13 protein-coding genes are annotated in these 14,943 nt (G+C 68.7%); 8 read left to right on the plus strand and 5 right to left on the minus strand.

Going from position 1 to position 14,943, the window contains the following annotated elements; genetic code table 11:
* Positions 1-80 precede the first annotated feature (80 nt).
* From GYH29_RS24640 to GYH29_RS00260, 5 genes are read left to right on the plus strand one after another with little or no spacing between them, the layout of a single operon-like run.
* Complete coding sequence (locus GYH29_RS24640; protein ID WP_198001626.1) at positions 81-2,846, plus strand: 3-deoxy-7-phosphoheptulonate synthase; 2,766 nt, start codon at positions 81-83, stop codon at positions 2,844-2,846.
* Positions 2,840-4,357 carry an anthranilate synthase component I family protein gene (locus tag GYH29_RS00245; protein ID WP_161523021.1) on the plus strand — a complete coding sequence of 506 codons (1,518 nt, stop codon included), beginning with the start codon at positions 2,840-2,842 and terminating at the stop codon, positions 4,355-4,357. Before GYH29_RS24640 ends, GYH29_RS00245 begins: the two co-directional genes overlap by 7 nt.
* Positions 4,348-4,956: an anthranilate synthase component II gene (locus tag GYH29_RS00250; protein ID WP_161523022.1), complete on the plus strand. Its 609-nt coding sequence runs from the start codon at positions 4,348-4,350 to the stop codon at positions 4,954-4,956. Before GYH29_RS00245 ends, GYH29_RS00250 begins: the two co-directional genes overlap by 10 nt.
* 47 nt (positions 4,957-5,003) lie before the next feature.
* The gene (locus GYH29_RS00255; RefSeq protein ID WP_019100028.1) at positions 5,004-5,432 is read left to right on the plus strand and encodes an acyl-CoA thioesterase; all 429 of its coding nucleotides are present in this window, start codon (positions 5,004-5,006) and stop codon (positions 5,430-5,432) included.
* Positions 5,429-5,821, plus strand: coding sequence for a RidA family protein (locus GYH29_RS00260; RefSeq protein ID WP_081549478.1), 393 nt, complete (start codon positions 5,429-5,431; stop codon positions 5,819-5,821). The genes GYH29_RS00255 and GYH29_RS00260 overlap by 4 nt, the downstream gene beginning before the upstream one ends.
* Before the next feature lie 95 nt (positions 5,822-5,916).
* On the opposite strand, the gene pdxR is transcribed toward GYH29_RS00260, so the two are convergent.
* Complete coding sequence (gene pdxR / locus GYH29_RS00265; RefSeq protein WP_019100026.1) at positions 5,917-7,374, minus strand: MocR-like pyridoxine biosynthesis transcription factor PdxR; 1,458 nt, start codon at positions 7,372-7,374, stop codon at positions 5,917-5,919.
* Positions 7,375-7,643: 269 nt separating this feature from the next.
* Here pdxR and GYH29_RS00270 point away from each other — a divergent pair, with 269 nt between their 5' ends.
* Positions 7,644-8,261, plus strand: coding sequence for a VTT domain-containing protein (locus tag GYH29_RS00270; protein ID WP_174243653.1), 618 nt, complete (start codon positions 7,644-7,646; stop codon positions 8,259-8,261).
* Positions 8,262-8,272: 11 nt separating this feature from the next.
* On the opposite strand, the gene dsbG is transcribed toward GYH29_RS00270, so the two are convergent.
* From dsbG to dsbD, 3 genes are all read right to left on the minus strand, one after another.
* Positions 8,273-9,022 carry a thiol:disulfide interchange protein DsbG gene (dsbG, locus tag GYH29_RS00275; RefSeq protein WP_019100024.1) on the minus strand — a complete coding sequence of 250 codons (750 nt, stop codon included), beginning with the start codon at positions 9,020-9,022 and terminating at the stop codon, positions 8,273-8,275.
* Between the two features lie 7 nt (positions 9,023-9,029).
* Positions 9,030-9,848 (minus strand): TlpA disulfide reductase family protein, encoded by an 819-nt coding sequence (locus GYH29_RS00280; protein ID WP_043592492.1) that lies wholly within the window; start codon positions 9,846-9,848, stop codon positions 9,030-9,032.
* Between the two features lie 131 nt (positions 9,849-9,979).
* A complete protein-coding gene (dsbD, locus tag GYH29_RS00285; protein WP_161523024.1) occupies positions 9,980-11,758 on the minus strand; it encodes a protein-disulfide reductase DsbD in 1,779 nt (592 codons plus the stop codon).
* A gap of 110 nt (positions 11,759-11,868) precedes the next feature.
* Between dsbD and GYH29_RS00290 the strand changes: the two genes are divergently transcribed.
* Together GYH29_RS00290 and GYH29_RS00295 are read left to right on the plus strand one after the other, a co-directional pair.
* Complete coding sequence (locus GYH29_RS00290) at positions 11,869-12,534, plus strand: response regulator (RefSeq protein WP_043642421.1); 666 nt, start codon at positions 11,869-11,871, stop codon at positions 12,532-12,534.
* Positions 12,531-13,847: an ATP-binding protein gene (locus tag GYH29_RS00295; protein WP_161523025.1), complete on the plus strand. Its 1,317-nt coding sequence runs from the start codon at positions 12,531-12,533 to the stop codon at positions 13,845-13,847. Before GYH29_RS00290 ends, GYH29_RS00295 begins: the two co-directional genes overlap by 4 nt.
* Here GYH29_RS00295 and GYH29_RS00300 read toward each other — a convergent pair.
* On the minus strand, positions 13,822-14,919 hold the full coding sequence (locus GYH29_RS00300; RefSeq protein ID WP_019100019.1) for a ferritin-like domain-containing protein: 1,098 nt from the start codon (positions 14,917-14,919) through the stop codon (positions 13,822-13,824). The genes GYH29_RS00295 and GYH29_RS00300 overlap by 26 nt on opposite strands.
* Between the last annotated feature and the right edge of the window lie 24 nt (positions 14,920-14,943).

Raw genomic sequence — 14,943 nt, forward strand, 5'->3', positions numbered from 1 at the left:
CGGCCCGCCAGCCTTGCCCGGCGCAAGCGGCTCTTGCCGGGCGGGCTTTTCCCAATCAGCACCCGATAAACGAGATCACGATGCTGACACTATCCAAAGCCTGGAGCCCAAGCAGCTGGCAGGCGAAACCGCACACACAAATGCCCGATTACGACGACGGCGCCGCGTTGCATGCCGTGCTGTCGCGTTTGAGCGCCTATCCCAACTTGGTGCCCTCCGCCGAAATCCGCCGGCTGCGCGCCGCGCTGGCCGACGTGGCGCGGGGCGAGGGCTTTGTCATCCAGGCCGGCGACTGCGCCGAGCGCTTCGCCGGCCTGCGGCCGGACGTGCTGGGCGGCCACTACCGCCTGCTGGAGCGCATGGCCGCGGACCTGGGCCAGGCGCTGCAACGCCCGGTGCTGCGCATCGGCCGCATCGCCGGCCAGTACGCCAAGCCGCGCAGCCAGCCGCAGGAAGCCCTGGGCGGGCTGAGCTTGCCCAGCTATCGCGGCGACATCGTCAACGGCGTGGAATTTGCCGCCTCCGCGCGCGCCCACGACCCGCAGCGGCTGGAATCCGCCTACTTCCACGCCGCCGCCAGCCTCAATTACCTGCGGGGTCTGGACCGCGAGGCCGCGCCGCGCGACAGCGGCTACTACGTCAGCCACGAGGCGCTGCTGCTGCCCTATGAACAGGCCCAGCTGCAACAGGACGAGCGGGGCGATTGGTATTGCGGCTCCGGCCACTTTTTGTGGGTGGGCGAACGCACCCGCCAACTGGACGGCGCGCACGTGGAATTCCTGCGAGGCGTGAACAATCCCGTGGGCGTCAAAGTGGGCCCCGGCATGGCGCGCGACGAACTGCTGCGCCTGATCGACGCGCTGAATCCGGACAACGAAGCCGGCCGGCTGACCCTGATCACCCGCTTCGGCGCGGCTCACATCCAGCGCTTGCCGGAACTGCTGAACGCGGTAAACGCCGAAGGCCGTCAGGTGCTGTGGCTGTGCGATCCGATGCACGGCAACGGGGTACAGGCCGCCAACGGCGTGAAGACCCGGCGCTATGAAGACATCCTGGCCGAGGTGGAAGCCTTCCTCTCCGCCCACCGCGACTGCGGCAGCCACGCCGGCGGCGTGCACCTGGAATTGAGCGCCCAGGACGTCACCGAGTGCCTGGGCGGGCCGGACGCGCTGGCAGAGGAAGACCTGGGCCGCGCCTACCACAGCAGTTGCGACCCGCGGCTCAACCCACGCCAGGCGCTGGCCCTGACCGATCGCTTGATTGCCGCGTTGACCCAGCCCTCCGGCGCGGCGGCGAGGCCGGCGCCGGACGCCGCCGCCCCGGAACCGCTGATCAATCTGGCCGAGCGCCTGGCCGCCAGCCGGCCGGACAGCGACCGGCTCTGCTTTGTCGGCCCCGGCTTCAGCCTCAGCTACCGCCAGCTCAACCGCGCGGTGCGCCGCCAGGCCGCCTGGCTGCAAACCGAAGGCGTGGCCGCCGGCGAGCGCGTGCTGATTGCCCTGGACGACGGCCCGGAGCTGGCGGTGGCTTTCTACGCCGCGCTGGCGGTGGGCGCTTTGCCGGTGGTGGCCAATCCGCGGCTGGACGCCGCCTCGCTGCACCATCTGCTGGCCGACGCCGCCCCGGCGCTGTGCCTGGGCCAGTCCTCGCAGATCGCGGTGTGGCCGGCCGCGGCCAAGCTGCGGCTGCTGGACGCCGGCGCTCACCTGGAATGGCTGGCCGGCGACAGCGCCGACGACGATTGGGACGATTTCGCGCGCCAGCCGGAAGACGCGCCGGCGCTGATCCAGTACACCTCCGGCAGCACCGGCCAGGCCAAGGGCGTGGTGCACAGCGCCCGCTCCATGCTGGCGGTGTGCTCGCACTTCGCCGCCGGCCAACTGCGGCTGGGCGCGGACGACGTGCTGTACTCGGCGCCCAAATCCTTCTTTGGCTACGGCATGGGCAACAGCCTGTTCTTCCCGCTGTATCTGGGCGCTTGCGGCGTGCTGGACGGCGCCTGGCCGTCGGCCGAACGCGTGGCCGGCGTGCTGCGTCAGTTCCGCCCCACCGTGCTGTTCGCCGTGCCCACTCTGTACCGGCTGCTGCTGGAACACGGCCTGGAGCCATCCGACGTGGCGATCCGGCTGGCCTTCTCCGCCGGCGCTCCGCTGTCCGCCCCCTTGGCGCGGCGCTGGCGTCAGCGTTTCGGCTTTGATCTGCACGACGGCATCGGCGCCACCGAAATGTGCCATGTGTTCGCCACCAGCTATCCGGACGCGCTGCGCTCCGGCAGCGTTGGCCGCATGTTGCCGGGCTGGGAGGCGCGCATCGTCGACGCCGACGGCCGGGACGCGCCGGCCGGCGAATGCGGGGTGCTGCTGGTCAAGGCGCCCAGCCGCGCGCTGGGCTACTGGCGGCGTCCGCAGGAAGAACAGGAGCGTTTCCAGGACGGCTGGTATCGCACCGGAGATCTGTTCAGCCGCGACGAGCACGGCTATCTGAGCTTCCACGGTCGCGAAGACGACCGCTTCAAGGTGTTTGGCCGCTGGGTGGTGCCGGTGGAAATCGAAAACCTGCTGGCCGCGTTGTTGCCGGAACTGGGCGACGCCTATGTGGTGGCCGCGCCGGACCGCGACGGCGAAGCCCGTCCGGCGCTGATTCTGCGCGCCGGCGACGACCGCGAGGCGCTGGTACGCCTGGTGCACGCCACGCTGGAAGCCCATCTGGAAAGCTATAAGCGTCCGGCGCTGGTGCTGGCGCTGGAGGAGATTCCGCTGAACAAGAACGGCAAGCCGGACCGGCGCGCCATGGCGCAGCTGGCCGCCCGGGAACAGGCGGAGCGCAAGGAGGAAAAAGTATGCTGAGCGAAGAGGCGTTTCTGCGTTACGGCGACCACGGCTTCAGCCTGGCGCCGCTGTGGCGGACCCTGCCGCTGCCGGCGGGCGCGGACCCGCTGGCGCTGTACCAGGCGCTGGCCAACCAGGGCAGGGACTATCTGTTTGAAACCGGCCACTGGCGCGACGGCGAATTCCAGCGCGTCTATTCGGTGATCGGCCTGCCCTGCCGCGAGCGGGTGGAACTGGACGAAGGCCGGCTGCGCCATTGGCGCGACGGCCAACTGCTGCGCGAACTGGAGTGCGAGGACCCGCTGGCGGAGCTGGCCAGGCTGCGGCAGGGCTGGACCGCGCCGCATTTCAGCGCCTTGCCGCCGTTCTCAGGCGGCCTGTTCGGCTATTTCGGCTTTGAAACCACCCGTTTGATCGAGCCGCGGCTGCGCCGCCAGCCGCGCAAACCGTCAGGGCTGGCGCTGCCGGACGCGCTGCAATGGCTGAGCCTGGATTTGCTGGTGCTGGACCACCAGCAGGCCAGCGTCTACTGCATCGTCCACGAATCCACCGAGGCGACGGCCGCTTACGCGCGCGGCCAGCGGCGCTTGAGGGAGCTGTGCGAGCGCACCCGCGCGCTGCTGGCGGAACCGCCGGCGCCGCCGCCGGCGTTCGCCGCGGACGCGGCGGCGGACCCCGCGCTGAATCACGCTTTTTCGCGCGAGGACTTCCAGCGGGCGGTGGGCCGGATCAAGGACTACATCGCCGCCGGCGACGTGATGCAGGTGGTGCTGTCCCAGCGCATGAGCCAGCCCTTCGCCGCCGATGCGCCCACGCTGTACCGGGCCTTGTCCGGCCTGGGCGACACGCCTTACCGCTACCTGCTCAATCTGGGCGACGCCCAGATCGTCGGCGCCTCGCCGGAAATGCTGTTCCGCCAGCAAGACGAGCGGGTGACCAGCCGCCCGATGGCCGGTACCCGCCGCCGCGGCGCGGACGCGGCGGAAGACCAGGACCTGCGCCGCGAACTGCTGGCCGATCCCAAGGAAATCGCTGAGCACATGATGCTGGTGGACCTGGCGCGCAACGATCTGGGCCGGCTGGCCGAGCTGGGCAGCGTGCAGGTGGACGAGTTGCTGACCGTGGAGAACTTTTCCCACGTCATGCACATCGTCTCCACCGTGTCCGGCAAGCTGCCGCAACAGGCGCAGGCGCTGGACGTACTCAAGAGCACCTTCCCGGCCGGCACCCTCAGCGGCGCGTCCAAGGTGCGGGCGCTGGAAGTGATCGCCGAGCTGGAGCCGCATTCGCGCGGCGTCTACGGCGGCTCCATCGGCTACATCGGCTGGCGCGGCAACGCCGACCAGGCCATCACCATACGCACCGGCGTGCTACAAGGCGGCCAACTGCACGTGCAGGCCGGCGCCGGCGTGGTGCAGGACTCGCTGGCCGAGCGCGAATGGCAAGAGACCCTGGAAAAAAGCCGGCTGATGCTGCTGGCGGCCAAGCTGGCCGCGGCGGCGCGGCAAGAGGAGGCGGCATGCATTTGATGATCGATAACTACGATTCCTTCACCTACAACGTGGTGCAGTACCTGGGCATGCTGGGCGCGGACATCATGGTGAGGCGCAACGACGAGATCAGCCTGGAGGAGATAGAAGCGTTGCGGCCGCGCTCGCTGATCGTTTCGCCCGGACCCTGTTCGCCCGCCGAGGCCGGGGTCTCGCTGGCGGCGATCCGCCGCTTCGCCGGCCGCCTGCCCATCCTCGGCATCTGCCTGGGCCACCAGTGCATCGCCGCCGCCTTCGGCGCGCAGGTGCGCCGCGCCGACGAAGTGCTGCACGGCAAAGTGTCGCGCATCCATCACGACGGCGAGGGCTTGTTCGAAGGCCTGGCCGACGGCCTCAAAGTGGCGCGCTACCACTCGCTGGTGGCGGACGCGCTGCCGGAGGTGCTGGTGGCCACCGCCTGGGCGCTGCGCGCCGACGGCAGCCGGGGCGAGATCATGGCGCTGCGCCACCGCAGCCTGCCCATTCACGGCTTGCAGTTCCATCCGGAATCGGTGCTGACCGAACAAGGGCTCAGCATGCTGGGCAATTATCTGAGGCTGGCCGAGCGCGCCGCGCAAGCGGAAGCCGAACCCGTCTGACACACGCAAGGGGCGGCCATGGCCGCCCATGCCAAGAAAGCGACAAGATGCAAGATCCCCATTTTTCCAAGGCCTACCCGATCCGCTTCTCCCACTGCGATCCGGCCGGCATCGTTTATTTCCCGCAATACCTGGTGCTGAGCAACTGGCTGGTGGAAGACTGGTTCACCGAAGGGCTGGGCATCAGTTTCGCCGACTTCATCGGCCCGCGCCGCTTGGGCCTGCCCATCGTCAAGCTGGACTGCGAATTCCTGCGCCCGTCCCGCCAGGGCGACCAACTCACGCTGCAGCTGCGCGTGGCGCGGTTGGGCGGCAGCTCGCTGACCCTGGACATCGAAGGCCACGCCAACGGCGAACTGCGGCTGCGTTGCCGTCAGGTGCTGGTGCACATCTCACTGGACAGCGGCGGCGCCATCGACGCCCCGGCCGACGTGCGCGCCGCCTTGAGCGGCTTGCTGGAGGAGGCGACGGCATGATGCAAATTCTGCAACCTCCGGAATGGGCGCGCCCGCGCGGCTACGCCAACGGCATCGCCGCGCGCGGCACCCTGGTGTTCACCTCCGGCCAGCTGGGCTGGGACGCGGAGGAAAAGCTGGTGGGGCCGGGCTACGCCGAGCAGGCGATCCAGATCCTGAAGAACATCGTGGCGGTCCTGGCCGAGGCCGGCGCGCGGCCGGAGCATCTGGTGCGGCTGACCTGGTATGTGTCCGACCGCGACGCCTATTTCGCCGAGGCCCGGGAAGTGGGCCGCGCCTACCGAGAGCTGATCGGCCATTTCCCGGTGATGAGCGCGTTCCAGGTGGCGTCCCTGATGGTGCCGGGCGCCAAGGTGCAGATCGAGGCGACGGCGGTGATTCCGGATTGAGGCTTGTTGGACCGGACGGTTGGGTCGGGTGGGGCCGCGAGGCGATACCCGCCAAACCCCGCCGTTTCCGCCGGCGACATCAAGAGAGCCCGCCCTCAGCCATCCGACGGCAAGGACCGGCCTTCCAGGCATAGGCGCAGATTCCGCGCCTGTTGCGCGGCCTGCTCCGGCGTGGCCACATTGGCGAAACCGAACAACAGCCCTTTGCCGCAATCCGCCTCCAGCGCCCGCGCAGACAGCGCGGCGATGCCGAAGCGCTCGCGCTTGGCGCGCTGCGCCAAGGCGATGTCGTCCTCAGAACGATTCAGCCGCGCCAGCAAATGCAGGCCGCAGGCCGGCACGTCGAAACTCATTCGTTCGCCGAACTCATGCCGCAAACTGGCGATCACCAGCTCGCGGCGCTGGGCGTAGGCGGAGCGCATCTTGCGCAGATGGCGGATGAAGTGTCCTTCCTGCATGAAATCCACCACCACCCCCTGATTCAACAACGGACAGCCGTCGTGCCAGGTGTGGCAGGCGGCGTTGAAGCGTGTCAGCAGGGGCTTGGGTACCACTAGATAGGCCAGGCGTAGCGCCGGGCTCAGCACCTTGCTGAAGCTGCCGACGTAGAGCACGTTGTCGTTGGCCCCCAGGCTTGCCAGCGCCGGCTGCGGCCGGCCGTCGTAGCGGTATTCGCTGTCGTAATCGTCTTCGATGATGAAGGCGTTGTTGTGCTCGGCCCAGGCCAGCAGCTCAAGGCGCCGCACCAGGGACAGCGACACCCCCAGCGGGCTTTGATGCGCCGGCGTCACCAGCGCGAAACGGGCGTGCGGCGCCCTCTCCTTGGCGGCGGCCACCTGCATGCCGTCCCGGTCCACCGGCACCGGCACCAGCTCCGCGCCCATTTCCGCCATCAGGTGGCGGCTGGGTGGGAAGCAGGGGTCTTCAATCCACACCTGATCCAGCGGCCGCAGCAGGGTGCGGCCGATCAAATTCAGCGCGCCGCGGTAGCCGGCGGTGATGAACACCTGCTGCGGCGAGCAGTCCAGCCCGCGCGACAGGTGCAGATAGGCGGCGATGGCCTCGCGCAGCGGCCCGTAGCCGGCTGGTTGCGGATAGGATAGAAAACGGTTTTGCAGCCGCAGCTGGCGGGTGTTCAGGCTGGCCCACAGCTTGCGCGGGAACAGGTCCAGCGCCGGCAAGCCCAACTGATAGGGCAGGGGTTGCCAGTCGGAGGCGGAATCGAACAAGGACAGGCCGGCCGGACGCGGGGCTGGCGCATCCGCCGGGCGGGGCTGCTGCATGCGCACTTCCGCCAGCCGCGGCGACACCACGGTGCCGGCCTGGCCGCGCGCTTCCAGATAGCCTTCGCCTATCAATAATTCGTAAGCCAGCTCCACGGTATTGCGCGACACTTGCAGCTCGCTGGCCAGCGCGCGGATGGACGGCACCCGTTGTCCCGGCGTCAGGCTGCCCTGGCTGATGGCCTGGATGAAGCGTTGATACACTTGGCGGTACAGCGGCAGCGCGTCGTCCTGGTTGGAGAGTTCCGGGGCGGCAAGGCCGGCGCTCACGTCGGCGCTCCCGCGCGCGGACAGGAGGAGAGGGGGGCTTGCGGCAACTGAGGCATGGCGGCTTCCTGAAAGCGGTTTAGTTTGAAAGTCGATAGCCGTTGCAGAATCAATTCTGACATTTGCTGTCATCATTAAAAACAAAACGATATGCCCATGTCAAATTAAGATTCCGCGGCCGCGCCAGCAGGCCGGGGAAACATCCGCCCGGCGCGGCGGTCAAGCACTAGACGCGACGAATTCATTGAGGCAAGGAGAGCAGTGTGTTGACCATGGGGTTTCTGAGCTGGTTGTTCGGCGATGAGAATCTGATGTCTCTGCTGGCGCAGAACTGGGCGCTGGGGGTGTGGATCGTGGCCGCCATCGTGTTTTGCGAAACCGGTCTGGTGGTCTTGCCCTTTCTGCCCGGCGACGGGCTCTTGTTCGCCACCGGCGCCTTGCTGGGCGCGCAGGGCGTGTCGCCGTGGTGGCCGATGGGGCTGATCACGCTGGCGGCCATCCTGGGGGATTTGCTGAATTACAGCATTGGCCGCTCCGCCTTGGGGCAGACGCTGATCCGCCGCGGTTGGGTCAAGCCCCAGCATCTGGCCAAGACCCAGGCCTTTTTCGACCGCTACGGCGCGCCCACCATCACCATCGGCCGCTTCGTGCCCGTTGTGCGCACAGTGGCGCCGTTCCTGGCCGGGTTGACCGGCATGTGCCCGCGACGCTTCGCCTGCTACAACGTGCTGGGCGCGGTGATCTGGTGCGGCGGGCTGGTGTCCATGGGTTACTGGCTGGGGGCGATTCCATGGGTGCAGGACAATATGCTGTGGCTGGTGCTGGGCATGGTCGCGCTGCTCTTGCTGCCGCCCTTGTGGCAATGGCGGCGCAGCCGCCGCAAGGGCTGAGCGACTCGGGCTCAGCGCGGCCCTAGCAGTTTTTGCAGCGTGGCCGCCGTGGGCGCGCCCTGCACTTTTTGCAGCTGGCCCCTGGCGTCGCGGTAGAAGGAGGCCGGGGTGGCGAACACGCCGAAGCGCTCCATCAACTGCTGGTTGGCCGCCAGTTTGGCGCTGACGGCTGCCGGGGGTTTGGCCAGCGGTTGGATTGAAGCGCCGGCCTCGTGGCGCGCCAGCGCGGCGGCCGGGTCCGGCGCGGCCAGCAGGGCGGCGGCCTTGGCCGGACTGTCTTCGGCCAGCAGGCCCACCAGGATGTGGCGGATCTGGACCTTGCCGGCCTGGACCCAGGGCCGGGCGTCGCGCCAGAGCTGTCGGCAGTAGGGACAGTTGGGATCGGTGAAGGTGTAGATCACGCGTTGGGCGCCGGTCTTCCCGTCGGCTATCCAGTGGCTGGTTTCCAGCTGCCGCCACAGCGCGGCGCTGAACTGCCGGTCTAGCCGCTCGGGATTCCATTTTTCGCCCTTGGCGTCGGTGACGTTGCCGACGATGGCCTGCTGGCCGTCCGCTGTCAGGTAGACGGCCTGCGGCCGGCCCAGGTAGAGCGAGGCGTAGCCGGTGAGCCCGGACGGGCCGGGGAAGCTGCCGAGGATTTCATAGCCCTGGGCCTCCAGCGCCTGGATAGGCGCCGGCCAGGGCTGGGCGTGGGCGGGGAGGGCGTTCAGGCTGAGCCAGAGCGCCAGCGGCGCCAGGCGGAGAAGGAGCGGGGCGGTCATGGCGCGTTTATTCCTTGGAGTTTGAGCGGGCGAGCGCTTGCAGTTTGCTGGCCAGGGTGGCCGCGGATAGTTCGCCCAGATGGACGGAGGACAGACGCCCGTCGGCGTCGAAAAACAGCGTGGTGGGCAGCGCCACGGAGCCGTATTCCCGGCCCAGGGCGCCGGCGGGGTCCAGCAGCACGTGCTGAAGCCGCAGCGGCTGTTTGCGGAAGAAATCGCGTACCGCGACTTCATCCTCGCCCTGGTTGGCGAAGATAAATCGTACGTCCGACCTTTGCTGCTGGGCGTCTTGCAGCAGCGGCATTTCCCTCAGGCAGGGCGGACACCAACTGGCCCAGAGATTGAGCGCCACCGGTTTGCCGCTGGCCAGGGCCGGCAGCGAGGCGGGCGGGCCGTCCAACTGGCGCAGTACGCGCGGAGACAGCGCGGTCTCGGCGCCGCTTCGTTGCAGCGCCTCGCCGCCGGCCCAGACCAAAGCGCCGGACAGGACGGCGGCGGCCAGCGGGCGGCGCACCTCCGGGCGATGCCAGCCGCGCCAAGCGGCCAGGGCGAGCGCGGCGGCGATGCCGGCCCAGGGCAGAAAGCCGCCGTCGCGCAGGTCCAGCATCGCCAGCGGCTGGTGGGAGTACAGCGAAAACCAATACAGGACGAAACCGACGCGCGCGGCGACGAAACCCCACAACAGCATGTCGTTGAGGTGGGCGGCCACGCTGACGCGGCGGCTTCTGCCGGCGAGCAGGCCGGCGCCGTGGGCGGCCAGCCAGGCGGCGGCGACGATGGTCAGGCTGATGGGAATGGCCAGCGGGCCAAGGTGGAAAGAAAGCATGGTTCAGTCCTGTGCCGCGCGGAGCGGCATGACGGGGGGCTCCCTTCGCTCCGGCCGCTTAATCAAGGCCGTGCGCGTGGGGGAGGCTTATTTTTTAATCGTTTGAATAGACTGGGTCTTTTCCAAAAGATTCAGCGGGCCTGTCGTGCCTGGTGCAGGCGTTCGAGGAAGGCGTCCGGGCTGAGCGCGCCGACGATGCGCTGGGCGCGGCGCTCCTGGCCGTCGGGGCCGATCAACAGCAGCGTGGGCGGGCCTATCACCTGGCGCGAGGCGAGCAGCGCGGCGCTGTCCGGACTGGACTCGGTCACATCGGGACGCAGCAGTTTCATGCCGGCCAAGGCTTGTTGCACGCGGGGGTCGCCAAACACTTTGTGTTCGATTTCCTTGCAGGCCACGCACCAGTCGGCGTAGTAGTCCACCAGCGCCCACTGACCTTGGCGCACGGCTTCGTCCAGGCCGTCTTGCAGCGCGCGGACATCGCGCACGGTGACGAAGCCGAGTTGTTCCATGCCGGCGGCGGGCGGAGCCGCCGCGGAGACGAAGGCGAGCGGCCGCAGCGGATCGCTTTGCCCGGCGGCCGCGCCGATCAGCATCGCCGCCGCCCACAAGCTCAGCAGCGCCGCCGCGCCGCGCAGCGTCCATTGGCCTGGGCTGGCGCGCCAGGGCCGGGTCAGCGTCAACAAGCCGACGGCGACGGCGAACAGCCACGCGCCCCATAAGGCCAGGCTGGCAGCCGGGGGCAGCACGCGGCCGAGGAACCAGATGGCCATGCCCAGCAGGAGGAAGCCGAACACCGCTTTGACCCGGTTCATCCACAGGCCGGGGCGCGGCAGCAGCTTGGCGCCCAGCGCGCCCACCAGCAAGAGCGGCACGCCCATGCCCAGGCCCATGGCGAGCAAGGCCAGGCCGCCTTTGAGCACGTCGCCGCTGTCGCTGATGTAGAGCAAGGCGCCGGCCAGCGGCGCGGTCATGCAGGGGCCCACCAGCAAGGCGGACAGCACGCCCATCGTCGCCGAGCCGCCCAGGGTGCCGCCGCGCTGGCGCTGGCTGGCCGTGGCCAGCCGGTCGCGCAGCACGGCCGGCAATTGAAGCTCGTAAACGCCGAACATGGCCAGCGCCAGCAGGACGAAGAGCGCGGCGAACAGGCCCAGCGCCCACGGCGTTTGCAGTGCGGCTTGCAGGTTGGCGCCCATGCTGGCGGCCAGCGCGCCCAGCGCCGCGTAGGTCAAGGCCATCGGCAGCACAAAGGCCAGGGCGAGCACCAGGCCGCGCCGCGGCGTGGCGCCGCTGCCCATGATCAAGCTGCTGAGAATGGGCACCATCGGCAACACGCAGGGCGTGAAGGTCATCAGTAGGCCAAGGCCGAAAAAGGCCAGCAAAACCCAGCCCGCGCCGGATTGAGCCAACCGCGCCGCCAGCGCCTGGTCCTCGCCCAAGGCAGGCGCGATGGGGACGGCGGCATCCATCCCTGTCGCTCCCGCCGCGCTGGTGTTAACGGCCTTGCCGCTTCCTGATAGTTCAACGGCGCGATGCTGCGGCGGATAGCACAGTCCGGCTTCGGCGCAGCCTTGCCAGCTCAGCATGAGACGGCGCGCCTGGCCGGCCTGCACCAGTAGTTCCAGCCGCTGGTAATACACCTCGGATTCGCCGAAGAATTCATCACGGATGGTTTTGCCGGCCGGCATCGCCGGCGGCGGGACGCTGCCGACGGGGTCGGCCGCGATCTTGATGTTCTTGCGATACAAGTAATAGCCGTCCCGGATGTCCCAGCGCAGGCGGACTTGTCCGTCGCCCAACTCGCTGACGCTGAGGCGGAAGGCTTGTTCCGGCGGCAGAAAACCGGTTTGCGCCTGGGCGGCGGGCATCCAGAGAAAAAGCAGCAGCAACAGGCTGCGGAAGATGAGCGGCATTGCGGTCTCCATGGCGATGAATGCGCACAGCCTGGATGCCGGGGATTAAGCCGCCGTTAACAATGGGATAATCCGTCGTCGGCAAGCTGGCGGCGGCAAGGAGGCAGGAAATGCGGGTGTTATTGGTGGAAGACAACGAGTTGATCGCGCTGGGCATCGTCGCCGGGCTGCGCGCTCACGGCCTGACGGTGGACGCGGTGGGCAGCGCGGCCCAGGCCGAGGCGGCGCTGGCGACGCTGGACGCCGATTTGATGATTCTGGACCTGGGGCTGCCGGACGAGGACGGCATGCGCTTGCTGGCGCGCTTGCGCGCGCGCGGAGAGGCGCTGCCGGTGCTGGTGTTGACCGCTCGCGACGCGGTGGAGGACCGGGTGGCCGGTCTGCGCGCCGGCGCGGACGACTATCTGCTCAAGCCTTTTGATCTGGACGAACTGGTGGCCAGGCTGCACGCTTTGCGCCGGCGCGCCGCCGGCCGTTGCGTGGATGTGATCGAGGACGGTCCGCTGCGGCTGGACCCGGTGCGCGGCGAAGTCTGGCTACACGGCCGGCCGGTGGCGCTGGCGCGCCGCGAACTGGCGCTGTTGGCGGCCTTGATGCAGGCGCGGGAGCGGATTCTCAGCGCCGAGCAGCTGAAGGACCGGCTCTATGATTACAGCGAGGAAATTGAAAGCAACGCCTTGAACGTGCACATCCACCATTTGCGGCGCAAGCTGGGGCCGGCGGTGGTGGAGACGGTGCGCGGCCTGGGCTATCGCTACGGCAGGGCCGGTGAATGAGTTTGCGCCTGCGCTTGCTGTTATGGATAGGGGTGTCGCTGTGCCTGCTGTGGGGCGGCGTGGCGGCCTGGACGCTGCATGATCTGGACCGGCAGATGCGGCTGACGCTGGACCGGCGGCTGGCGATGTCCGCGCAGATGGTGGCCGGGCTGATGGAGCAGCTGCCCGCGCCGCCGCCGCGCGCCGTGCCGCTTTTCGAGGGCTTAGGCGCCGGCATTGCCTGTCAGATCGTTTCCGTGCGCGGCGAGGTGCTGGCGCGCACGCCGGGCGCGCCGGACACCCGCGCGGATCCGGCGTCGGGTTATGCGGAACAAACCGTGCGCGGCGAGCGCTGGCGCAGCTATACGGTGGTGGCCAACGGCCTGCGGGTGACCACGGCGGACCGGCTGACCGAACGCGACGCGATGTTGACGGATATCCGCTGGGCCGCCGCCGTGCCCTTCATCGCGGCCCTGGCCGGCAGCCTGGTGGCCTCGTGGCTGGGCGTGAGCCGGGGCTTGAGGCCGCTGGAGCGGCTGCGCCGCGCTTTGGCCCGCCGCGCGCCGGAGGCGCTGGAGCCGGTGGCCACTCAGGGCTTGCCGCGCGATGTGTTGCCGCTGGCGGACAGCCTGAATCAGCTACTGCGGCGCGTGGGCGAGGCACTGCAACGCGAGCGGCGTTTGACCAGCGACGCGGCCCATGAGCTGCGAACCCCGCTGACGGCGATCAAGACCCATCTGCAAGTGGCGCGCATCACCCAGGGACCGGACGCGGCGCAGGCGCTGGCCCACGCCGCCGAGGGGGCGGAACGCTTGCAGAACACCCTGGGGCAGTTGCTGATGCTGGCGCGGCTGGAAGGGGCTTTCGATTGGGAAGAAGGGCCTCCGGCCCGCGCGGACGAGGTGGCGCGGCTGGCGATGCGCGACGCGGAGCCCGCGCCGCCGCGGCGCATTGTCTGCGGCCCGTTGCCTGAGGCCGCGCTAGCCTTGCCTCAGGCGCTGGCGGCCACCGCGCTGCGCAATCTGCTGGACAATGCCCTGCGCTACTCGCCGCCGGACGCGCCGGTGCGTTTGGAGGCCGCGCTGAACGAGGCGGGCTTGCGATTTGAAGTGCGCGATCAGGGGCCGGGATTGACGGCGGCTCAACGCGAGCAGGCCGCGCAGCGCTTTTGGCGCGGGCGGCATGCTGGCGCCGGCAGCGGCCTGGGCCTGTCCATCGTCTCCGCGATAGCAGGGCGTTTTGGCGGCCGTCTGGAGTTGCTGGCCGGCGAGGAGGGCGGGTTATGCGCCGCCCTGACGCTGCCGGCGCTCAGCTCGACTGATGAAGGCGCATGAAGGGCGGCGCGGCCACCACGTCCGGCACGCTGCTGCTGACCGGGTTCTGCATCACCTTCTGCGCTACCAGCTTCAGTTCGTACATGATGCCGATGGCGGCGTCCAACTGCTGTGGCTGACCGTTGAAGGTGCGGTCCAACGCGGCCAGCAGGTTTTGATAAGCCTGGTAGAACTGGGCGCCGCTGATGGCCGCGCCGCTGCCGGCCGGGTAGTCGCTGAGCGCGGCGTTGGGCAGCAGATTGAACACGCCGGTTTCGTCCAGCGGCACCGGCTCGCCGGTGTAGGACCAGCCTGAGGGGCTGGCGTAATCGCGGATCAGCCGCTTGCCGTAGTAGATTTCGCCAAACTTGAAATAGTGGGCGTAGCTGCCGCCGGCGTCTTCCTTGGGATTGATCCAGTCGTCCTCTACCTGCACGCCCTCGCCTTGGCGCACGATGGTGTCTATCACCGCGCGGGCGCTGGCCATATCGTAGACCTTGCCGTCCGGACAGCCCGGCACCTCGTGCGGGAACCACTGGCTGACGTCCACCTGCTCGTCCAGCCGCGGCTGGGCGAAGCAGTCGTGGCCGTGGTTTTCCAGGTGTTGCAGCCGTTCCAGTATCGCCTGGTAGAAGCGGCCGATGGAGTCGAAACCGGGTTGGTTGTCGACATAGGCCTGGGTTTCTCCGGGCAGGATGGCCTGGGTGTCCGGACGTTCTATCTCCATGAACACTTCCTGCGCCTGCTGCCGGCTCAGCGCCTTGAGGCTGACGATGAGACCGGTGTCCACGCACATCGGCAGCGGTCCCGGGTAGTTGAGCGCCTGGCCGTCTTCGACGACGCGCGGGTTGCCGCCGATGGCGATCAGGGTGTTGGCGGCCAGGGTCATGTGCAGCATTTCCTCCACCACTACCGATTGCACCAGCGCGCGCGCTTCCTGGTTCTGGCCGGGCTTGATGGAGAACAGCGCGGTCAGGTAAGTGGGGATGGTGGACAGCTCCAGCCGCACCGCGCCGGCCAGCATGGTTCGCACATGTTGGATGTGGTCGGCCTGGCGCAGTTCGTCCATCAGTTCTTGGCGTATCTTCAGCATCGCTTGGTTTCCTTGGAAGGTCGG

This window comes from Chromobacterium haemolyticum (assembly GCF_009936155.1).
GTDB lineage: Bacteria > Pseudomonadota > Gammaproteobacteria > Burkholderiales > Chromobacteriaceae > Chromobacterium > Chromobacterium haemolyticum.